The organism is Halorussus halophilus (assembly GCF_008831545.1).
Taxonomy (GTDB): domain Archaea; phylum Halobacteriota; class Halobacteria; order Halobacteriales; family Haladaptataceae; genus Halorussus; species Halorussus halophilus.
In genome coordinates, this window is sequence record NZ_CP044523.1 from 3,331,171 (window position 1) to 3,351,197 (window position 20,027).

15 protein-coding genes, 1 tRNA gene and 1 rRNA gene are annotated in these 20,027 nt (G+C 60.2%); 8 read left to right on the plus strand and 9 right to left on the minus strand.

The features are described from left to right. Positions 1 to 150: 150 nt before the first annotated feature. From F7R90_RS16515 to F7R90_RS16525, 3 genes are all read right to left on the minus strand, one after another. Positions 151 to 222: transfer RNA gene (locus tag F7R90_RS16515), tRNA-Ala, on the minus strand. Positions 223 to 365: 143 nt separating this feature from the next. Beyond that, positions 366 to 1,837, minus strand: a 16S ribosomal RNA gene (locus tag F7R90_RS16520). Between the two features lie 748 nt (positions 1,838 to 2,585). Beyond that, on the minus strand, positions 2,586 to 2,894 hold the full coding sequence (locus F7R90_RS16525) for a non-histone chromosomal MC1 family protein (protein ID WP_158058497.1): 309 nt from the start codon (positions 2,892 to 2,894) through the stop codon (positions 2,586 to 2,588). A 253-nt stretch (positions 2,895 to 3,147) separates the two neighbouring features. Here F7R90_RS16525 and F7R90_RS16530 point away from each other — a divergent pair, with 253 nt between their 5' ends. Together F7R90_RS16530 and F7R90_RS16535 are read left to right on the plus strand one after the other, a co-directional pair. Then, positions 3,148 to 3,345 carry a hypothetical protein gene (locus tag F7R90_RS16530; protein ID WP_115798291.1) on the plus strand — a complete coding sequence of 66 codons (198 nt, stop codon included), beginning with the start codon at positions 3,148 to 3,150 and terminating at the stop codon, positions 3,343 to 3,345. A 46-nt stretch (positions 3,346 to 3,391) separates the two neighbouring features. Further along, positions 3,392 to 4,444: a quinone-dependent dihydroorotate dehydrogenase gene (locus F7R90_RS16535; protein ID WP_158058498.1), complete on the plus strand. Its 1,053-nt coding sequence runs from the start codon at positions 3,392 to 3,394 to the stop codon at positions 4,442 to 4,444. 28 nt (positions 4,445 to 4,472) lie between these two features. Here F7R90_RS16535 and pheT read toward each other — a convergent pair whose 3' ends face one another. From pheT to F7R90_RS16555, 4 genes are all read right to left on the minus strand, one after another. Next, the gene (pheT, locus tag F7R90_RS16540; protein WP_158058499.1) at positions 4,473 to 6,230 is read right to left on the minus strand and encodes a phenylalanine--tRNA ligase subunit beta; all 1,758 of its coding nucleotides are present in this window, start codon (positions 6,228 to 6,230) and stop codon (positions 4,473 to 4,475) included. Beyond that, positions 6,230 to 7,738, minus strand: coding sequence for a phenylalanine--tRNA ligase subunit alpha (pheS, locus tag F7R90_RS16545; protein ID WP_158058500.1), 1,509 nt, complete (start codon positions 7,736 to 7,738; stop codon positions 6,230 to 6,232). The genes pheT and pheS overlap by 1 nt, the downstream gene beginning before the upstream one ends. Before the next feature lie 599 nt (positions 7,739 to 8,337). After that, the gene (locus tag F7R90_RS16550) at positions 8,338 to 9,519 is read right to left on the minus strand and encodes an aspartate kinase (RefSeq protein ID WP_158058501.1); all 1,182 of its coding nucleotides are present in this window, start codon (positions 9,517 to 9,519) and stop codon (positions 8,338 to 8,340) included. Positions 9,520 to 9,675: 156 nt separating this feature from the next. Then, the gene (locus F7R90_RS16555; protein WP_158058502.1) at positions 9,676 to 10,848 is read right to left on the minus strand and encodes an ATPase domain-containing protein; all 1,173 of its coding nucleotides are present in this window, start codon (positions 10,846 to 10,848) and stop codon (positions 9,676 to 9,678) included. 157 nt (positions 10,849 to 11,005) lie between these two features. Here F7R90_RS16555 and F7R90_RS16560 point away from each other — a divergent pair, with 157 nt between their 5' ends. Beyond that, entirely contained in the window at positions 11,006 to 11,482 is a 477-nt protein-coding gene (locus tag F7R90_RS16560; RefSeq protein ID WP_158058503.1) for a hypothetical protein, read from the plus strand. Positions 11,483 to 11,553: 71 nt separating this feature from the next. Here F7R90_RS16560 and F7R90_RS16565 read toward each other — a convergent pair whose 3' ends face one another. Then, on the minus strand, positions 11,554 to 13,230 hold the full coding sequence (locus F7R90_RS16565; protein ID WP_158058504.1) for a DNA-directed DNA polymerase II small subunit: 1,677 nt from the start codon (positions 13,228 to 13,230) through the stop codon (positions 11,554 to 11,556). Between the two features lie 120 nt (positions 13,231 to 13,350). Here F7R90_RS16565 and F7R90_RS16570 point away from each other — a divergent pair, with 120 nt between their 5' ends. Both F7R90_RS16570 and F7R90_RS16575 read left to right on the plus strand, forming a co-directional pair. Further along, positions 13,351 to 14,112: a S24/S26 family peptidase gene (locus F7R90_RS16570; RefSeq protein ID WP_158058505.1), complete on the plus strand. Its 762-nt coding sequence runs from the start codon at positions 13,351 to 13,353 to the stop codon at positions 14,110 to 14,112. Positions 14,113 to 14,138: 26 nt separating this feature from the next. Then, positions 14,139 to 14,894: a S26 family signal peptidase gene (locus F7R90_RS16575; RefSeq protein WP_368408520.1), complete on the plus strand. Its 756-nt coding sequence runs from the start codon at positions 14,139 to 14,141 to the stop codon at positions 14,892 to 14,894. 63 nt (positions 14,895 to 14,957) lie between these two features. On the opposite strand, the gene F7R90_RS16580 is transcribed toward F7R90_RS16575, so the two are convergent. Continuing rightward, on the minus strand, positions 14,958 to 16,448 hold the full coding sequence (locus F7R90_RS16580; RefSeq protein WP_158058506.1) for a Cdc6/Cdc18 family protein: 1,491 nt from the start codon (positions 16,446 to 16,448) through the stop codon (positions 14,958 to 14,960). 1,653 nt (positions 16,449 to 18,101) lie between these two features. On the opposite strand from F7R90_RS16580, the gene F7R90_RS16585 reads away from it, so the two are divergent. From F7R90_RS16585 to F7R90_RS16595, 3 genes are read left to right on the plus strand one after another with little or no spacing between them, the layout of a single operon-like run. After that, positions 18,102 to 18,743 carry an Era-like GTP-binding protein gene (locus tag F7R90_RS16585; RefSeq protein WP_158058507.1) on the plus strand — a complete coding sequence of 214 codons (642 nt, stop codon included), beginning with the start codon at positions 18,102 to 18,104 and terminating at the stop codon, positions 18,741 to 18,743. A gap of 4 nt (positions 18,744 to 18,747) precedes the next feature. Then, entirely contained in the window at positions 18,748 to 19,134 is a 387-nt protein-coding gene (locus F7R90_RS16590) for a DUF2073 domain-containing protein (protein ID WP_158058508.1), read from the plus strand. Beyond that, positions 19,134 to 19,901 (plus strand): Zn-ribbon domain-containing protein, encoded by a 768-nt coding sequence (locus F7R90_RS16595; protein ID WP_158058509.1) that lies wholly within the window; start codon positions 19,134 to 19,136, stop codon positions 19,899 to 19,901. Before F7R90_RS16590 ends, F7R90_RS16595 begins: the two co-directional genes overlap by 1 nt. Positions 19,902 to 20,027: the final 126 nt, after the last annotated feature.

Genomic DNA, 20,027 nt, shown 5'->3' on the forward strand with positions numbered 1-20,027 from the left:
ATTCACTGTGACCCGGAGTTCCGTACTCGGATCCAGTGGACGCCTGGATTGCACGTACATACGGTCGTCATCGAACGCCCTGCAGGTGAAGCAGTCGCGTTCGTCGAACCCTTCCCATCCGCGCTTGCACGGGATGGTGCATCGGTTGTATGGACCCACTGGGATTTGAACCCAGGGCATCCTCCTTGCAAAGGAGGCACTCTACCACTGAGCTATGGGCCCGACTCCCCTTGGGGGAGATGTGTTAACCCTGGCAGTTCGAAGGTGCCCGACCACCGAAGTGGTCGAGGTCGCCGAGGAACCCTCGTCCGTCGCACGATGCGACGGGTGAAATGGGCCAGACGTGAAGTCTGGTCCCGTTCGTTAGGAGGTGATCCAGCCGCAGATTCCCCTACGGCTACCTTGTTACGACTTAAGCCCCCTTGCGAAGCCCAGATTCGACCAGCGCATGCTGGCCTCATCCGGACCTCACTCGGGTGCTTTGACGGGCGGTGTGTGCAAGGAGCAGGGACGTATTCACCGCGCTCTTCTGAAGCGCGATTACTACCGAATCCAGCTTCGTGAGGACGAGTTTCAGTCCTCAATCCGAACTACGATCGAGTTTAGGAGATTAGCGTCGCCTTTCGGCGTAGCAACCCACTGTCTCGACCATTGTAGCCCGCGTGTAGCCCAGCACATTCGGGGCATACTGACCTACCGTTGCCCGTTCCTTCCTCCACTTTGGCAGTGGCAGTCTCCCTAATGTACCCAGCCACCACAAGGGTGCTGCTGGCAATTAGAGATGCGGGTCTCGCTCGTTGCCTGACTTAACAGGATGCCTCACGGTACGAGCTGACGGCGGCCATGCACCTCCTCTCAGTAGGTCCAGTAAGCTCATCATACTGACTATCACTCCTACTGTCGATGCTGGTGAGATGTCCGGCGTTGAGTCCAATTAAACCGCAGGCTCCTCCGGTTGTAGTGCTCCCCCGCCAATTCCTTTAAGTTTCATCCTTGCGGACGTACTTCCCAGGCGGTTCGCTTCTCGGCTTCCCTACGGCACAGCACGCACTCGTAGTGCGTGCCGCACCTAGCGAACATCGTTTACAGCTAGGACTACCCGGGTATCTAATCCGGTTCGTGACCCTAGCTTTCGTCCCTCACCGTCGGGTCCGTCTTTCCAAGGTGCTTTCGCCATCGGTGGTCCGTCCAGGATTACGGGATTTCACTCCTACCCCGGACGTACCCCTTGGATCTTCCGGCCCCAAGCTAGCTGGTTTTCACCGGACGCCTACCCGTTAGGCGGGTAGATTTCCCGATGAACCTGTCTAGCAAGCTACGGACGCTTTAGGCCCAATAAAATCGGCCATCACTCGAACTGCCGGTATTACCGCGGCGGCTGGCACCGGTCTTGCCCAGTTCTTATTCCTGTACCACCTTACGGTACAGAAAAGCGAGGGCTCTATGCCCTCGCACTCGGAGTCCCCTTATCGCACTCGCGTGCAGTGTAAAGTTTTCGCGCCTGCTGCGCCCCGTAGGGCCCGGAATCTTGTCTCAGATTCCGTCTCCGGGCTCTTGCTCTCACAACCCGTACCGATTATCGGCACGGTGGGCCGTTACCCCACCGTCTACCTAATCGGCCGCAGCCACATCCTATGACGCCGTAGCGTTTGTAGCTCCTCTCACTCCAGATGAGGAGCCGTATCTGGCATTAGCCTCAGTTTCCCGAGGTTATTCCAGTTCATAGGGTAGTTTGGCCACGTGTTACTGAGCTTTCCGCTGCGAATCTAAATTCGCACAACTAGCATGGCTAAATCGGACTCCGATAGCAATGGCCTCCGGCAGGATCAACCGGAATGGGTTCCGAGCACAATGCTCGGGGGTCTGGCGGAGACACATCTATCAGATGTATCAAGGTCCGTCAGTTCGGCGACGTCGAACCAAATCGTTGGTCGGGTGTCACCGAACTGCCAGGGCTAACATCAGATCCCATCGTGTACGGCGGACCGCAGGGGTGGAATCCTCATTTCCTTCGGACTTGAACGTAGTCTTCGGTGAGTCATAAACCCATCGAAGTTCGCGCCAGGTCCGAGACTGTGGAGCGGTTTGAACGCCCACACGAATCTCGTTGATTCATTTTCCGCAACAGAGTCAAAAACGCCGAACGGTCGTTCGGCGTCGAACTCTAATCGGCTTCGGTGGGGGATGACCCCCGAAGCCACCTTCGTACTCCTACGAATGCCCGTCGTACATTTAAGGCCGTCGAACGTAGACGGCTTCGGGGTGCAGTGACGTACCACCGAGTAGCACTCGTCGAACGAACGACAGTATCGACTACAATCGAGATTCGTGCGCGTGCGGTTCGGATGTCTACTGTAGAGACGGTCTACCCTGTCAGTCACTTCGAAGAAGACGAACGACAGCACAGCGGCGACTCGGCCACCGATATCGCGCGGGCGGAGAACGGCCGTTCATCCTGCGCGTCGTGCGCGTCGTCACGGTGAGTGTTTCCCGCGCACCTGGGCGTAGATTCGGGACGAACAAAAGGCTACTCACGTCGAGCGTCGGCGTCACGACCGTCAGAAAAGTATGAGCGGTACGGCCCGCTACTCATCGAGGTGTTCGATACCCTGCTTCGAGACGTTGGCTTCGGTAATCTCGTTGGGCATCCAATCCGGCTTGTCGTCGGGAGCAGTCTCGTGCCACGCCCAACCCTCGTAGATGTGGACCTTGTCGGTCCCCTTCTCTCGAAGGCGTAGTTCGGTTCGATCCGCGGAGTCTTCCGAGGAAGCCGGGTCGAGACGCCGGGCAGCTTTCAGTGCTGCTTGTCGAGGAGTGTTCCCCGAAAAGACGCTCTCCTCGTCTCCGTTCGAACCGCGCAGTGCGAAGTTTCGCTTACCGTCCTCACGTACCATGGTTTTCTCCTCCATGCCAACCCAGCACAGGACCTGATATAAATATATCGCCGATATGAGCCGTTCTCAGCGATACATTTATATGTAAGGCCGAACCCGTCGCGCGATTTCCGGTCGAATCTGCGCGGTCTGCGCGGTTCGACCGCACAACGTAAGTCCTCGGAACACATACGCCGTTCACAACCGGAGCGCAGTCGCCCGGTAGAAAACACTTAAGTATATTCTCTGGCGAACGTACGCATAGGATACCGCGATGGTACGGAAAAAGAAGCTCAGTCCCAGTGGCGCGAAAGGCGAGGACGGCGAGTACCACAACGTCCACATCAATCTGCACGAGGACGAGCTGGCTGTAGCTGGGATGGACATCGGTGACGAAGTGTTCGTTCGCGTCCGAGAGGACAAGATCATCATCCAAAAAGCCGACAAGGACGAGGTCGAACACGAATTCTAGCGCCACTCCAGGGGCTTTTTCTCCCTACGCGCGCGGTCGTTCAACGATGAACTACTACGAGTTACTCAAACCGCTTCTCTTTAGACTCCCACCAGAGACGGCTCACGACATGGTCCACGCGGGATTACGAGCAGTACAGAACACACCAGTAGCCGACGTTCTCCGGGACCACTACACCGTTGCCGACGAACGCCTCCACGTCGAAGCGTTCGGCCAACAGTTCTCGAATCCGGTCGGCGTCGCGGCCGGGTTCGACAAGAACGCGGAGATTCCGACTGCGCTCGCGAGTCTCGGATTCGGTGCCGTCGAAGTCGGCGGCGTCACTGCAGACCCCCAATCGGGAAATCTTCGCCCGCGGATGTTTCGCCTCCGCGAAGACGAAGGCATCGTGAACCGAATGGGACTGAACAACCACGGCGCGGACGTGGTCGGCGAGCGTCTGGCGAACACGAACGCTCCCGTCCCGGTGGGCGTCAACCTCGCGAAGACCGAAACCGTCTCGACCGAAGACGCCCCGGCAGACTACCGCTACACCTACGAGCGAGTCGCAGAGGGCGGCGATTTCTTCGTCGTCAACGTCTCGTGCCCGAACTCCGAAGGGTTCCGCGACCTCCAGAACCGCGATTCGATGGAAGCCATCCTCACGGAACTACAGGACGCGGGCGCGAGTCCGCTCCTCGTGAAACTCTCACCAGACCTCCCGGACCCGGCCGTCGAGGACGCACTGGACCTCGTGAACGAACTCGAACTTGACGGCGTCATCGCCACCAACACGACGACAGAACGTCCCGATACCCTGCAGAGCCACAACCGCGCGGAGGACGGCGGTCTCTCCGGAAAACCCATCGAGGAACGTTCGACCGAGATGGTCCGGTTCGTCGCCGAACGCGTGGACGTGCCGGTCGTCGGCGTCGGCGGCGTCTCCACCGCACTCGACGCCTACAGAAAGATTCGTGCGGGCGCACACGTAGTCCAACTTTACTCTGGCCTCGTCTTCCGTGGCCCGTCCATCGCGCGCGACATCAACGAAGGCTTACTCGAACTGCTCGAAGCAGACGACTTCGAGTCTGTCGAGGACGCCATCGGCGCGGACCTCTAAAACGAATCAGAAAGTGGAGACTTGAGCGCTATTCTAACGCGTCCAGTCGGAACTCGAACGCCGCGACTGGCAGTTCGAGGTCGTGTTCGACCAGCACCTCGGGGTGAATCTCGCCAATGACGCCGACAGTCTCGCCGTCGAGCACGACGGACGCAGCGCGGCCGTCGATGAAACTCGGATGGTCGGTCGGCGGTGTCTCCAGTCCGGCGTCGAAGTTGCGCGCGATGGCCTGAAGTCGAGCCTTCGCGTCCTCGTAGGAGGCGTCGTGACGCGCAAGGACGCCTGCCACCGTTCGATGCTCGGCGACGCCCGTGTTCTCCGACTCGTCTACCTGTGCTGCGAGACCTATTTCGGCGAGGTCCTGCGGATACGCCCGGTGGGTGTTGTTCTCCAAGACCATCATCAGCGAGGGGAGCGCCCACGTGCGGAGCATCGTGTAGTCCTCGCTGTAGGGTTCCATGATGGTCGCAGGTGTGGCCGCACCAACGACGCCGTCTTTGGCGTATTCTCCGGACTCGATTTCCTCGGAGTGAATACCCATCCGCTCGAAGTTCTCTGCCTCGTTTATCATGTGGAAGTTCAGCAGGTCCTCGAAGCCGAGACCCACCAACACTTCGCGCGCGGCGTCTTCCAACTTCGAACGGTCGTGGCGACCGCCGACCGTCCCGACATCGGGATACCGCGGTTCGAGGTCGTTGAAGCCGTAGGCCCGACCCACGTCGTCCACGATGTCCAGCGGATGCAGCACGTCCACGCGGTACGGCGGCACCTCGACCTCGTACGCAATTTCGTCGTCACCAACTTCCTCCGTCGTCGCGTCGAGACCCGACCGCTCCATGAGGTCGATTACCTTCTCGCCGCTCAGGTCGATGCCCAGCATCTGCTCGATGCGTTCGTGGGTCACCGTCTTCTCCCGGACTTCGAAGTCGGGGCGAACGAGGTCGGGACCGTCAGCGTACTCGACCTCGACCTCTTCGATGGTCGCCCCGCGGGCGTCCAGCGCGTAGCAGATGATGTTGCACATGTGGTCGATGGTCCACTGGTCGGTGCCGGTCAACTCGACGAACAGGTCACGGGAGTCAGTCGTCACCTCGGTCCGGCGGCCGTTGATGACCGGCGGGAACGAGAACAGACCGATGTCGTCGTAGATGGCCGGATATCGCTCGTACTCGCTGACGAGGTCGGCGTACGTCTCGCCGGTCGGGTGGTCCGCCAAGACCTGTGCGGGCGTCATCTCCGCGTCGGAGTCCAGTGGGACGAACCGGTCACCGTCGGGTTCGACACCGCGGTAACTGATGGCGTTACGAGCGTCTGCGCCCTCCTCGCTTGTTGCGATACGCCCCTTCAGCATCGTCAGGTCGTGAATCCCGATGGCACCCTTTGCGCGCTTTCGACCCATCGTCGCGTGCAACTTCTCCTGCAATTGGATGAGGGAGTCGAGTGCGTCCTCGTCCAGATTCACGCCGCGGACGACTGCGCCTGTGACGTACGGGCGCTCGTCGGGCACCGACGAATCGACTTCGATAGTCCAATCGGCGTTGTTCGTGTTCGGGACGTAGACGCCCCGGTCGTCGCCGTACTGGTAGCGAAGTGAGCGCGCGACACCTTCGACCGACAGCCTATCCAGTCGGTCCGGCGCGAATTCCAGTTGGAGGTCGCCGTCCTCGGTTTCACCTTCGTACTCCAGTCCGAGGGCAAACATGTCGTCGATGAGTTCGTCGTCGCTCTTCTCGTCGTGGCCGGTGAGTTCGCGGAGTTCGTCGGGGTTTACGTCTACGACTGGCATCAGTGAAGCACCTCCGTGTCCCGCAGCAGTTCGAGGTCACACAGCGTCCCGTGCACGTCGCGGATGTCTTCGAAGCCGTACATCAGCATGAGCAGTCGCTCTAGGGCGAGTCCCCACGCCATCACGTCGCACTCGACGCCGAGCGGTTCCAGCACTTCCTCGCGGAACATGCCCGAGTTCCCGATTTCGACCATCTCGCCGGTCGTGGGGTGTGTGCCGAACAACTCGAAGCTCGGTTCCGTGTAGGGGTTGTAGTGGGGCTTGAACTCGATGTCGGTGATACCGAACTGGGCGTAGAACTCCTCGAAAGTGCCCATCAGGTCGCGTACCGACAAGTCTTCGGCCATGACCCAGCCTTCTATCTGGTAGAACTCCAGCAGGTGCGTCGGATCGAGCGTGTCGTTGCGGTACACCTTCTCGACGCTGAACCGACGCTGTGGCGGTTCAAGGTCGCCCTCGGCGTAGCCCGAGAGGTAGCGCATCGACAGCGAGGTGGTGTGACCTCGTAGGTCGATACCCCGTGCGACTTTCTCGGTCCACGGCGAGTGGTATCCTTCGCCGTCCTCGCCGACACCCTCGCGGTGCGCCTGCTCGACCTTCTCCACGAGTTCTTCGGGAAGCGAGTCGATTTCCCGTGGATTCGACAGCGCGAACTGGTCCCAGTGAGTTCGCGCGGGGTGGTCTTGAGGCATGAACAGACAGTCGTTGATCCAGAATTCCGCGTCCGCGTGTGGGCCTTCCATCTCTTGGAAGCCCATTCCCACGAGGGTGTCTTTGACCTGATTCGCGGTCTGGCGCAGGATGTGAGTCTTCCCACCGTCCAGGCGTTCGGCGTCGGCTTCGACGTTGTACTCGGCGAATTCCACGTCCGCCCACTCGCCGGAGGTGAGCATCTCGGGTGTGAGTTGGCCGACCGTCTGGGCGGCTTCGACGCCCTCCATCAGCGCGGTCACGCCGTCGTCGCTCAGCGTCACCGAGCGGACGGTCGATTCGGAAATTTCGATGAGACCGCGACTCTCCAACTGGTCCAACACGTCCTCGTCGGCGACCGGTTCGCCGAGTTCGAGCGCGGATAGCGCGGCGGCTTCCTCGTCGTTCTCGGGGTCTGCGTCTGCGTTCGCCGTAATCTCGCCGCTGTCGATGACGCCGTATCCCTTCCGGGCGTAGTTCGACAGCGCGATGTCCACCTGCGGGCCTTCGAGACCGGACTGTCCGATAACCCGGCCCATCTGCACGGCTTCGTCGTCCGCTCCTGCGTCGAGGGCGGCCTCGTAGAGCCGAATTTCTGGGAGGAGGTCTTCGAGGTACTCCTCTGCCTCGTCGGTGAGGGAGATGCGCTCCTCGACGGATTCGGCGACGGCGAGGAGACCTTCGGATTCGAGTTCGAAGGCGGCCCCAGTGACAGTTTCCGGTTTGAGACCGGTCTCGTCGGCCAATTGGTCTATCGTCTGTGCTTCGTTCGCGTCCGCGGCCTGTAGTACCGCGACCTGTGACTCTGGTAGTTTCATCGTGTCTGCTGGCTTTGTGTGGTACGTCCCTGTGCGCCCGCTTATCCCTTCTGAAGCGCGCTCGTGTGTTTGGTGGATTGACGCGCTCTCGTGCGCGCCGACGGTCGGCGCGCTTCGAGCGGTTTCGTCTCCGAGCGTGGGTTCGGTCCTCGGGGAGTCCGCCGCTCGCTCAGGCCGCGAAGAAAAAGCCGAACCCTCTGCGTAGGCGTTGCTCGTCCGTGATACTGCCACTGTGGGGTTCGGATGGCATACTCGAAGGTTTCGCTCGATTGGTCAAAAAGGTTCGGGAGATAGGAAATACAGGTGTGGTTTGCATTCGGTGCGGCGGTTGCGTGGTGGTTAAGTTCGAAGTGAAGCTAGCTACTCCCGATACCGAGAAGGCCGCACCGCGCCGCACAGTGCCGCGAGCGCCGGCGGACAATCCGCGTCCGCCGAGGTCACACTCGCTTCGCTCGCGTGACAGCCACATCCCTCCCCACCCGACTGCGGTCCTCAGTACAGAAGACGCGACACGTCGCGTCTTCTGGGCTTGCGGTCCTCATCCCTCGCGCGGAGTTTGGCGCGACACGCTTCGCGGTCGCGCCAGCGCGCGCCGTGATTCACGACAGGTGGTCTTGAATAATCTCTAAGGTCCGTTCCCTGTCGTCCCACGCCACGAACAGCGCGACGCTGGTCGCGCTGGTGATGAGGTCGTGGATGTTGATGTGGGCCTCCGCCAGCGGATTGACCAGACCGCTGATGATACCCGGTTGATTCGGCAGTTCGCCACCCATCACCCGGATGACCGCCACGTCGTCGTCCACGGTGACACTCGACAGCGTGCCCTCGTCGATGACTTCCTGATGGAGGATGTTTTCGGCGCGTTCGGCGACCGTCTCGTCCACGTAGAAGGTGATGGAGTCCATCCCACTCGCGACTGCATCGACGTTGATGTCGCTGTCACCGAGCGCACTCGATAGTTCCGAGAGGATGCCCGGCCGATTTCGCATGGCCCGACCAGCCACGGTCAGGCAGGCCAGCGGTTCCTCGCGCATGTCGATGAGGCTCTCGAACTCGCCGACGACGTTCGTCCCGCCGCCCAACAAATCGCCGTGCTGGTAGTGGACGACTCGGACGTCGAGTCGGTCGCTCTTGTACGAGAGCGCACTGGGTGCGACGACTTCCGCACCGCGGAACGAGAGGTTTCGCAGTTCGTCCACCGATATTTCGGCGACGTTTCGCGCACCTTCGACCACATGGGGGTCACCGGTCATGACACCCTCCACGTCGGTGACGATGACGACTTCGTCGGCGGACATGTAGTTGCCGAGCATCACGGCCGTCGTGTCGGACCCACCGCGACCGAGCGTCGTCACGCCGCCTTCTGCCCCTTCGGCGAGGAAACCGGTGATGACCGGAACGACGTTGTCAAGATCTGCCGCGAGGTCTGCCGCGGCTTCTTTCGTCCGCTCGGCGTCTACTTCACCGAGTTCGTCCGTGAACACCGGCCAGCGGTCGCTCCCCGGTTCGAGGAAGATAGCTTCGACGCCGCGCGCCGAGAGGGCGGCTTTCAGCATCCGGACGCTGGTTCGTTCGCCCATGCTGACAATTTCGGCGCGGTCGGGGTCGGCCGCGTCGAACTGAATCTCTTCGAGCAGGTCGTCGGTGGTGTTACCCATCGCACTCGCGACGACCGCGATTTCGTGTCCCTCGGCGACGGCCGCGGCGATAGAGTCGGCCGCGCGATTGATTCGGTCGCCACTGCCGAGACTCGTGCCGCCGAACTTTGCGACTACGCGCATACGAACACCCGTTCCTGTCGTCCGTCGGGCCCCCGCGCGTGACTCCTGTGCATGACAGTGGATAGCTCTGGGGACCAGATAACTGCTTTCATGTCTGAGAAGCTTGCCACCGTCGCCTGCCGGTGATTCGACACGTCTCCGTGGCGGTAGCTTCGGCTACTGCTTTCTGTCGTGACTCGATTCCCCGCGCCCATCGCCAGGTGGACGAACGCGTCCGCCGTCGTCCGGTGGTTGGGTCGTCTCGGCCGACTCGGGAGCGTCCGACGGTTGGTCGGGACCGCCCGACTCTTCGTCAGACCCGTCGTCGTAGGTGTCGTCCATCTCCGCTATCGGGTCGAAGGTGACGAGTCCTTTTCCAGCGGTGAACTCGTAGGTGGTCCACTCCGGGATGGCCAGAACGCCGCTCATCTTCCGGATTCGGAGTCGCTTGAGCAGCGTGTCCTTCACGATGGTGCCGTTCAGTTCGAGGTCCACGACGCCGTCCACGGCGTACCCCAAGTCGTGAGGGAACGTCTCTTCGTTACCGGTGTAGGTCGCGCCAGCGAAGATGGGGACGAACCGACCCTTGCAGATGTCTGCGCGGATGTCCTTGACGAAGTTGTACGCCTGCACCGGTTGGACGAGCGTGCCGAACTCCGTCAGCGAGTCGATGACGACGACGCCTCGGTCGCTCATCTCCAACCCCTCCAAGCAGTTGTCGAGTTTGTTCTGAAGTTCGCTCACGTCGCTAGGGTCTCGAATCGTCTCGGTCACGTCCTCGGTAATCTGCAAGAGGTGGCGGTTCCACTCGTTCATGCGCTCGAACATCCGACTGCGCTCGCTCACTCGATAGGTGAAACAATCGGCGATGTGGATTTGTCCGTCTTCGAGATACGGCAATATATTCCAGTCCAACGAGAGGAACTGCTCGACTACCGAAATCGGTGGCTCAGTGAAGGTGACGACGACGGCGGGTTCCTCGCGCTGGAGCGCGCGCCAGACGAGTTCGGCCAACAGTGCCGTCTCACGGGTTCCGGAACTGCCCGAGAGGAGGACGAAGGAGTTCCGAGGCAACCCCTGTGGAAGCGAGTTGTCGAACCCCGCGACGCCCGTCTCGAAGCGCCGAAAGCCGTGGTACTCGGTGAAGACGCGGTCGCTCTCTTTCATCGCGGTGCGACACGCTTCGGAACAGAACTCGTACGTCGCCCCGTCGCGTTCGAGGATGACCGACTCCTTCGAACGCGGCAGTCGGCAGAAGTCACAGAGGTCCGGGTCGGTTTCGCCGGGCTCGGTCTCCTCCGCGTCGTTGAGGGAAGAGTCGCCCGATTCAGGAGCGTCCGCGTCAACCATACACCCGGTTAGGACCGAGGTGTCAAAGGTCCTCCGTGCGGACGAACCCAACGGGACAGCGTAGCCGAACCGGACGGGTGGCGAGGTTGAACCGAACGAACGACGACACCGATTTGCCCGCGAAGTTTAACTTTACGGACGATAGAGTGTGCCAACAATGCGCGTACGAGATGCAGTCGAAGACGACGGGGAGGCGCTCGGTGACCTCGCCGACGCTCCGGCAGAGGTGATGCGCAACGTTGTCCACGACCGAACGGTGTGCGTGGCAGTGCGCGAGTCAGCTGGCGGAAGCGATGACGAGGACGGAGACGACGAGGAGAGAGCGAGCGAAAGTGACGGCGAGGTGAGTACGAACGAACGCACCGAAATCGAGGGCTTCGTCGGCTTCGACGCCGACCGCGAGGCAGTTCGAGTTACCTACCTTCGTGGCTCTCGGGACGCACGAGAGCAACTGCTCGAAGAGCCGTTGCGGTTCGCCCGCAAGGAGTCGATGCCCGTCGAAGTGCTGGTTCCCGACGACCAAGACGAAGAGCAGTCTGTCGTAGAGGACGCCGGATTCGAGCAGGTCGGCAACGGTCCCCGATTCGAAGGCAAGCGAACGCTACGCTACCGTCTCGACGACCCGAGCGAATAGTTCGAATCGCGTGAGTAGTGAACGATTCGACCCCCTCGTTTCAGGTGGAAACGTGGCGGAAATCGGGAGTTTTAGCTGAACTGCCGAACGGTCATGTCCAACGTGTCGAGGTCGAGAATCGGCGCGAACCCGGCGTCGGGGTCGATGTTGACAGACTTCTGGAACTCCGTCTGGGCCTGCCAACAGCCCGAGTTGACCGCGAGGACGTTGTGGTACTTGCCCCATCCCAACTTGTGGACGTGGCCGGTGTGGAACACGTCCGGCACCTCGTCCATGACGAGATAGTCCTTCTCTTCGGGTGCGAGGCGCGTCTTGCCGCCGAACTGCGGGGCGACGTGGCGCTTCTTCAGTAGCTGGTACATCGCCTTGTGCGGTTCGTCGTAGCTCGCTTTCTCCTCGGGCAACTCGGCGATGACCTCGTCCAGCGAGACGCCGTGGTACATCAGGATGTTCACGCCCTCTACGTCCACCATCGACGGGTTCCCCGTAATCCGGGCGTCGTGAGCCGACATGATGTCACGAAGTTCCTCGTCGAAGCCGGGTTGCGGTTCGGCGAGTCGCACCGCGTCGTGGTTGCCCGGAATCATCAGAATCTCCATGTCGCCGGGCACTTCCTTCAGATACTCCGAGAACTGCTCGTACTGGTCGTAGATGTCGATGATGTCGAGTTCGTCGTCTTGGTTCGGGTAGACGCCGACGCCTTCGACCATGTCGCCCGCGACGAGCAGGTACTCGATGCGTTCTGCCTCCTCGGTGTGGAGCCAGTCGGCGAAACTCGACCACGCGTCGGCCATGAACTCTTGGCTACCGACGTGTACGTCGCTGATGAGCGCGGCCTGCACGTGGCGGTCTGCGGTGTTCGGCTTGTAGGTGCGGGGCACGTCCGGGAAGTAGAGGTCGTCTACGAACAGAATGCCGTCGCCGTCGTCGTTGTCGTCCGAGAGCGTCCCTTCGACTGCGATGACCTCGTCGTGGAGCAGTTCGTCAACCGCGTCGGCGAAGTCGCGGTCCTTCATGACGAGACAAGGGTACGTTCCGCTCGTGTCTTCTAGCTCGATTAGCCAGTGACCGCTCGCCGTCGAGCGAATGTCGCTGACCATCCCGACGATGGCGGTGTCACCACCACCGGGCATCTTCTGGATTGCCGACGTCGGGCGAGCGTTGACCCGAGACCGAAGCTGTTTCGAGAGTCGCTGGAACCGGTCGCGGAACACGGAGACGAAGTCCTTGTACTCGCCAGTTCCCGTACTCTCACCGGTGATGTCCTCCATGACTTCTAGCGAGCGCGCGTCGAAGTCGGGGTTCCGAACCGATTCGTCAGGTCGGGTTACGTCGGTGGTCGCGCCTGAATCTGGCCCGCTCGACCGTCCGGAGGCCGAGGAACCGCCCGATTCGACCCCCTTCGTTTCAGGTGGAGAGGTAGAACTAGTCGCTGAAATTTCTCCGGAATTAGCTCCATTCGAACTACTGGTAGTCGAACTACTGGAGGTAGTTTCACGCGAAGTGGCGTTGTTTGCAGTCGTTCCGTTGTTGTTTCCAGTCGCTCCGTTCTGGTCCAGTTCGGCCAGTACGGAGCGAACGTGAGACGCCGAGAGTATCAATGCGTCCTCGGGTGCGTTCTCCACGACGGCCTCCACCGCGGCGGTGGGGTCGTCTGTACCTGCGATGAGTGTCACCGCTTCGCGGTCGGCGTTGTAACCGCGACTGGTGAGTTCACTGACGATACGAACCGGCGTCTCCAGCGGCACAGACGACCAAACAAGCGGTGAGTAAAAAAGTCCTCTCTTCTGTGGACAGGTCGGTGGGGAGTCGAATCAATTCGGTCGGTACCCGAAAGTTGACTGTCACTGAAACGAAATCCAGACCCAATGAGCCCTCCTGGAGATAAATCCTCCTCGGACGATGGCGATTCCTCCCCCTCGGACAGTAGTGGTTTCGCTCCGCTATTCTACGTGCGGCAGTTCCGCGACAGCGACAACGAGGCCGTCGTGTTCGTTCGCGAGATACTGAGTAGTGCTGGAATCGTCCTCGCCATCGGACTCCTGCTGTTCGCCATCAGTGGCGTTTGGCCTCCGATGGTCGCCGTCGAGAGTCCGAGCATGGAGCCACAGATGGAGCGTGGTGACCTGATTTTCGTCATGGAGGAACATCGTCTCGCGCCGGACGCGGCGACGGATGGGACGGGCGTCGTGACATACCAGCGAGGTCAGCAAGCGGACCACCAGAGCTTCAACAAGGCCGGAGATGTGATCATCTTCAGACCGGACGGAAGTAGGCGAGAGACGCCTATCATCCACCGTGCGCGGTTCTGGGTCGAAGAGGGAGAGAACTGGTACGAGAAGGCGAACGAGTCGCACCTTCCTGCTGGCGTCGATAACTGCGAAGAGTTGCGCGCCTGTCCTGCTCCCCACGCAGGATTCATCACGAAAGGTGACAACAACGAACACTACGACCAAGCCGGTGGCATCGTCGGCGAACCGGTCAAGCCGGAGTGGATTCGGGCCACCGCCGAGGTGAGGATTCCGTGGCTCGGTCACCTCAGGCTGTTCTTCGCGCAATCGAGCGTTCCCAGCGAGCCCTCCGTTTCGAATCGAGTGCCGATCGACCTCGTGCCGGACCCGGAAAATTGACAACCGCTGAAAGATAAGTGGACCCAATGAGTTCTCCCGGTGACGACCATTCGTCGGATAGTGAGACGCGGCCCGATGCCAGCGAACGAGATTCTCGTCGGGCCGCCTCCGACGGCGGCGGACGGTCGCAGGGCGACCACGGTTCGGGTCCGATGTCGTACGTGCGGCAGTTCCGCGACAGCGACAACGAGGCCGTCGTGTTCGTCCGCGAGATGCTGAGCAGTGCTGGAATCGTCCTCGCCATCGGACTCCTGCTGTTCGCCATCAGCGGCGTCTGGCCTCCGATGGTCGCCATCGAGAGCGGTAGCATGAACCCGCACATGCAGAAAGGCGACCTCGTCTTTATCATGGAGGAAGGCCGACTCGCGCCCGCTGCGGCCCACGGCGATACCGGAGTCGTGACCTACCAGAGAGGCCAGCAAACGGGCTACACGAAGTTCAAGGAACCCGGCGACGTCATCGTCTACGAACCTGACGGCAAGAGTTACGCGACCCCGATAATCCATCGCGCGCGGTTCTGGGTGGACGAGGGCGACAACTGGTACGAGATGGCGGACAAGGAGTACATCGGTAGTAACGTGGATAGCTGCGAGGAGCTAGCGAATTGTCCCGCACCGAACTCGGGATTCATAACGAAGGGTGACGCGAACCAGTACTACGACCAGTCTAATAGGATGGGTCCGATCAGCGATCCAGTAGAACCGGAATGGATTCGCGGCACTGCCGAGGTTCGCATCCCGTGGCTCGGTTGGGTCCGACTCCAGTTCTCCGGCGCGGCGTAGCTCGAAGTGCTTCCTTCGACCCCCGAACCCCTCTGTTTCGAGTCGAGAGCGAAAAGTAAATAGTCAGTTTTCGAAGCGCGCCTGTACGAACGGCTGGATGTTCTCGATGTCGCCGAGTCGAGAGTCCGACATCAGGACGGCTTCGGTTTCGTCGATGGGTACCGAGAGACTGATTTCCTTCGTCCGTCCGTAGCGACCCTTGCTGACCACGACGGCGTTGACGATGCCGAGCATGTCGAGTTCGCTGATAAGGTCGGTGACGCGGCGCTGCGTGAGCACGTCGGCGTCGATTTCCTCGCAGAGTCGCTTGTAGATGTTGTACACCTCGCCCGTGTTGATGTTGTGGACGCCGTTCTTCTCCAAGGAGATGATGGAGAAGAGGACCAGTTTCGATTGGGTCGGTAGAGTTCGGACGACTTCGACCACGCGGTCCAGTTCTATCTTCTCCTGAGCCTTCCGGACGTGTTTCTCGTTGACGCCCTCGGCTTGGTCACGCTCGGCGAGTTCGCCTGCGGTTCTGAGGAGGTCGAGCGCACGCCGGGCGTCACCGTGTTCCTGCGCGGCGAAGGCGGCACAGAGCGGAATCACGTCGTCCGACAGCACGTCGGTCTTGAACGCCACGTCAGAGCGGTGCTGAAGGATGTCTCGGAGCTGGTTGGCGTCGTACGGTGGGAAGACGATTTCCTCCTCTCCGAGCGACGATTTGACTCTGGGGTCGAGGAAGTCGGTAAACTTCAGGTCGTTGCTGATACCGATGATAGACACGCGCGAATTGTCCAACTCGGAGTTCATCCGCGAGAGATTGTAGAGGGTGTCGTCGCCGGACTTCTCGACCAGTTTGTCGATTTCGTCCAGCATGATGACGACGACCCGCTCCTCGTAATCGACGGCCTCGAAGAACGTGTTGTAGACGCGGTCGGTCGGCCACCCTGTCATCGGGACGGGTTCCATCTCCTCGCGGTCGGCCTTCCGTTCCTCGATTCGGCCCTCTATTTCGTCTGGAGCGTCGAATTCGGTGTCGTCCAAGGCACTCGGATTGCTCTGGGCTTCTTCACGCAGTCCTTCGAGTTCCTCGATTCGGTCGGTGATGAACTCGCGGTTGTTCTCGATGAACTTGTTCGCCAACTGCGCGAGGACGCGGTACTGCGTGTCCGTCACTTCGCAGTTGATGTACTCGACGTTGCAGGGTACCTTGTACTTCTGGGAGGTGCTCTCCAGTTCCTTGCTGACGAACTTCGCGCTCGCCGTCTTGCCGGTCCCAGTCTTGCCGTAAATGAGGATGTTCGACGGCGTCTCACCGCGGAGCGCGGCGACGAGAATCGTCGCCATGTTGTTGATCTGGTCCTTACGGTGTGGGAGTTCGTGTGGAGTGTAGGACGGCCGAAGGACCTCCTTGTTCTCGAAAATCGGTTCGCCGCTGAGTAGGTCGTCGAACAGCCCTTGGTCGCCGTCGTCGTCGTCGAGGACCACGTCGTCTAAATCGACGTTGTCGAAACTTCGGTCTGGACTGACTTCGACCGTCTCGTCCGTCGATTGTGTATCTTCGTCCGTCATGTGGTTCGACCCCTTCGTTTCGGGTGGAGTTCGCGCGGCGCGCCGGTGGATTCCGCCGAGTTCGGAGCGTAACACCGAAGATTCGGCCAGCAGAAGACGCGAGCGCGTCCAAATGATGCAGGAGAACTAAAGGTTGGGGAAGGTATTAAAATCTTTCTTTGTTTAGACGAGTCTACTGTCCAGAACCGTCGTGGCGTTCGTAATTCCGACAATCGTCGAATCACGGGGAGGGTTTCGCTTGGAATCGCCCGACTGGGCACCTGGTCACGAGACACTGGGCACCTGGTCACGAGACCCTTCCTGTGGGCGGAGCGAACGAAAGCGAACGCTAACCGTTCGAAGTTGTCGGGTAATGGCTCGACCACCATCGACTGGCTACTAGCGACTGGCCCATTAGCGACTGACCCATTAGCGACTAACCCACTAGCGACTGACCCAGCAACGGTTCGAACAGTTCGTTCTCGTGGAATTTTCTCGTACGGTACCGTCGCAGAGGGATTGTGTATTCGTGCGAACACCATATGTCGAGAATTCGGTATATCGGTGTTCGTACGTCTCGAAAACAGACCGATACCACGAAAGTCCGTTCTGCACGAGATTTCGGCCACAATTATTCCCGGCGTGGGAGAGCGGTTGAGTGGGCGAATGGGCGAATGGGCGAATGGGCGAGTGAGTGAGTTGGTGAGAGTGAGAGTGAGAGTGAGAGTGAGGGCAAGGGTGAGGAAAATGGTGAGAGGAATTGGTGAAGAGAGTTGGCGAGGGGAGACCACCCCTGCCCCCCACCCCATTGTTTCGGGTGGAACGTCGAGAAGGGCCGGGGAGGGGTGGGGTGTCTAGAGAACACGAAGATTTAATACAATCCCAATTAAACAATATCCGCGAACCAAAGAGAATAGTTATTTTTGAGTTGGGATAGTGTAGAATGAATCGGCTACCCACCACTGCGTCCCCTCCCCACCCAGACGGTTCCACCGCTCCACCTGAAACGAAGGGGTGGGGGTGTCCCGGATTCGCCACCGCTCCGAGTTTCCACCTCGAATCTTACCTGAACGTTCCCTAGTTTTCTCGATATCGACCGTTCCTTACCACCCCCACGGTAACGACTGCTCGTTTCTCCGTCACCCCTCTGTTTCGAGTGGAATGGCGATTCGCTGAAGTTGCGGACGAACCATGCCAGGGGTGAACCCCTCCGGTCTTTGGTTTCGTCTGGTTGGTGGTGCCGTCGGGTCGCTGGTGCCGTCGGGTCGTTGACCGGTCGGAGCCTCCCACTGGAATTGCATACACGGTTACCACCTACACGGCTACTACTTACGCAGTTACCACCTACGCGGTTACCATCTCCTCGACTACCACTTACGGAGAAACTACCACTTACGGGTGAAACTCCACACGCGAGCGTGCGAAACAACAAACTAGATTTCCCAGCTTCAGATCCACAGAACCTTTGCTTTGTGTCCGATTTCCCACTCTCGAACCCCTCTTCTACGTCTCACGCTACCAGAGTCTCGGTTCGGGAATTCTTCCACGAAACTAGACACGTCATTTCCCCAGACTAATGTCTGACGTAGGTATTAAGTAGATGGGGTAAAGTGGTTCGGGCAACAGCCCCCTCACACCGGTTTTGACGCCGATAGTGGGGTCTGGGAGGTAAGGATGGGATTGTTCACTGGACTCAAAGACAGCGTATCACGCGTTACGGACAAGCTCTTCTCCGCCCAAGAGCCCAAGCGCATCGGTATCTACGGCCCTCCGAACGCCGGGAAGACGACTCTCGCGAACCGCATCGCCCGCGATTGGACTGGCGACGCGGTTGGCCCGGAGAGCCACATTCCACACGAGACCCGACGCGCTCGGCGCAAGGAGAACGTCGAAATCGAGCGAGACGGTAGTACTGTCTCCATCGACATCGTGGACACACCGGGTGTCACGACGAAGGTCGATTACGAGGAGTTCCTCGACCACGACATGGAGAAAGAAGACGCCGTGCGTCGCTCGCGCGAGGCCACCGAAGGCGTCGCTGAAGCAATGCACTGGCTCCGCGAGGACGTGGACGGCGTTATCTACGTCCTCGACAGCACGACCGACCCGTTCACGCAGGTCAACACGATGCTCATCGGCATCATCGAGAGCCAAGACCTGCCGGTACTCATTTTGGCTAACAAGACAGACCTGGATGACTCCAGCGTCCAACGTATCCGGAATGCGTACCCGCAGCACGAGACGATTCCGCTCTCGGCACTGGAAGGGAGTAACATGGACGAAGTGTACGACAAAATAGCGAAGTACTTCGGGTGATTCGATGCCGGAAGTCAAACCCGACGGCTCGAACGGTGTACAAATCGACCTCATCGGTGCCAACCGAATGGAAGGCATGGCGTCGATGGAGAAGATTCGAATGATACTCGACGGGGTGCGCGACGGCGACATCGTCATCCTCGAACAAGGGCTCTCCCCCGACGAGGAGAGCAAACTCATCGAGGTCACGATGACCGAGATTAGCCCCGACGAGTTCAACGGCATCGAAATCGAAACGTACCCGCGCTCCGAGACGGCCGACCAAAGCTTCCTCGACCGCTTGATGGGCAAGGAATCGACGTCGAAGCTCACCGTCATCGGCCCGGCGAACCAGATAGAGACGCTTCACAAGGACGACAACCTCATCAGCGCACTCGTCTCCCGTAAATAATGCCCCACCAGTGTACCAACTGCGGCCGAGCGTTCGAGGACGGTTCGAAAGAGATGCTTTCGGGCTGTCCGGACTGCGGCGGGAACAAGTTCCAGTTCCTGCCCGCGGGAGCCGTAGGTGACTCGGGTGGATCTGGCGGAACAACGGGTGGAACCGCGCCGAAGAAGCAACCACAAGCCGCGAACACTGGAAACGCTGGGGGCACTGCGAACGCCGCCAGTTCCCCCGACGCACCCGAAACAGGGGGCGACACCGACAGCACTCCGTCGGGTGCCGTAGACCGAGCGGCCGCGACTGTCCGCGACTGGGTCAGCACGAAACGCGACCGAGGGGAGAGAGAACAGTCGGCGGCCGCGAGCGCGTCACAGTCGCGCTCGCAGACCCAATCACGCTCTGCGCCGAACTCCGGTTCGACTCGAAACGAAGGGCAATCGGCCGCCACCGATGCTGCGCCAGCCGCCGAATCGAACGAGGACAGCGCCCAGGCTAGTGCTCGCCGCGACCTCGTGAGCGAGGATGAACTCCCGGACGACCCACCTGCAGAAGACACGGATGACGCCAACGTCGTCAGTCCACCGGAAGAAGAGAGTCCGGGACTCGACGAACTGCGCAAGGAACTGAACGACCAGTTCGAGAGCATCCGCATCGTCAACCCCGGCCAGTACGAACTCAACCTGATGGAACTGTACAACCGTGAAGAGTACATCATCGCGCTCAAACAGGACGGCAAGTACGTCATCGAAGTGCCGGACTCCTGGGAACAGTAGCGACTTTTTGACGACCACCTTTTCGTCTCCACCTTTTTTCTCGTCGGATGCCAGTGCGCGACTTCGTCGCGCTTCGGCACCGCTCTCTGCTCACGGCCGCAGGCCGTCTGCTCGCGGCTTCGCCGC

Bases quoted from the DNA above. Each gene is read 5' to 3' on its own strand.
- F7R90_RS16525 (WP_158058497.1), bottom strand. From the start codon at position 2,894: ATGGTACGTGAGGACGGTAAGCGAAACTTCGCACTGCGCGGTTCGAAC.
- F7R90_RS16530 (WP_115798291.1), top strand. From the start codon at position 3,148: ATGGTACGGAAAAAGAAGCTCAGTCCCAGTGGCGCGAAAGGCGAGGAC.
- F7R90_RS16535 (WP_158058498.1), top strand. From the start codon at position 3,392: ATGAACTACTACGAGTTACTCAAACCGCTTCTCTTTAGACTCCCACCA.
- pheT (WP_158058499.1), bottom strand. From the start codon at position 6,230: ATGCCAGTCGTAGACGTAAACCCCGACGAACTCCGCGAACTCACCGGC.
- pheS (WP_158058500.1), bottom strand. From the start codon at position 7,738: ATGAAACTACCAGAGTCACAGGTCGCGGTACTACAGGCCGCGGACGCG.
- F7R90_RS16550 (WP_158058501.1), bottom strand. From the start codon at position 9,519: ATGCGCGTAGTCGCAAAGTTCGGCGGCACGAGTCTCGGCAGTGGCGAC.
- F7R90_RS16555 (WP_158058502.1), bottom strand. From the start codon at position 10,848: ATGGTTGACGCGGACGCTCCTGAATCGGGCGACTCTTCCCTCAACGAC.
- F7R90_RS16560 (WP_158058503.1), top strand. From the start codon at position 11,006: ATGCGCGTACGAGATGCAGTCGAAGACGACGGGGAGGCGCTCGGTGAC.
- F7R90_RS16570 (WP_158058505.1), top strand. From the start codon at position 13,351: ATGAGCCCTCCTGGAGATAAATCCTCCTCGGACGATGGCGATTCCTCC.
- F7R90_RS16575 (WP_368408520.1), top strand. From the start codon at position 14,139: ATGAGTTCTCCCGGTGACGACCATTCGTCGGATAGTGAGACGCGGCCC.
- F7R90_RS16580 (WP_158058506.1), bottom strand. From the start codon at position 16,448: ATGACGGACGAAGATACACAATCGACGGACGAGACGGTCGAAGTCAGT.
- F7R90_RS16585 (WP_158058507.1), top strand. From the start codon at position 18,102: ATGGGATTGTTCACTGGACTCAAAGACAGCGTATCACGCGTTACGGAC.
- F7R90_RS16590 (WP_158058508.1), top strand. From the start codon at position 18,748: ATGCCGGAAGTCAAACCCGACGGCTCGAACGGTGTACAAATCGACCTC.
- F7R90_RS16595 (WP_158058509.1), top strand. From the start codon at position 19,134: ATGCCCCACCAGTGTACCAACTGCGGCCGAGCGTTCGAGGACGGTTCG.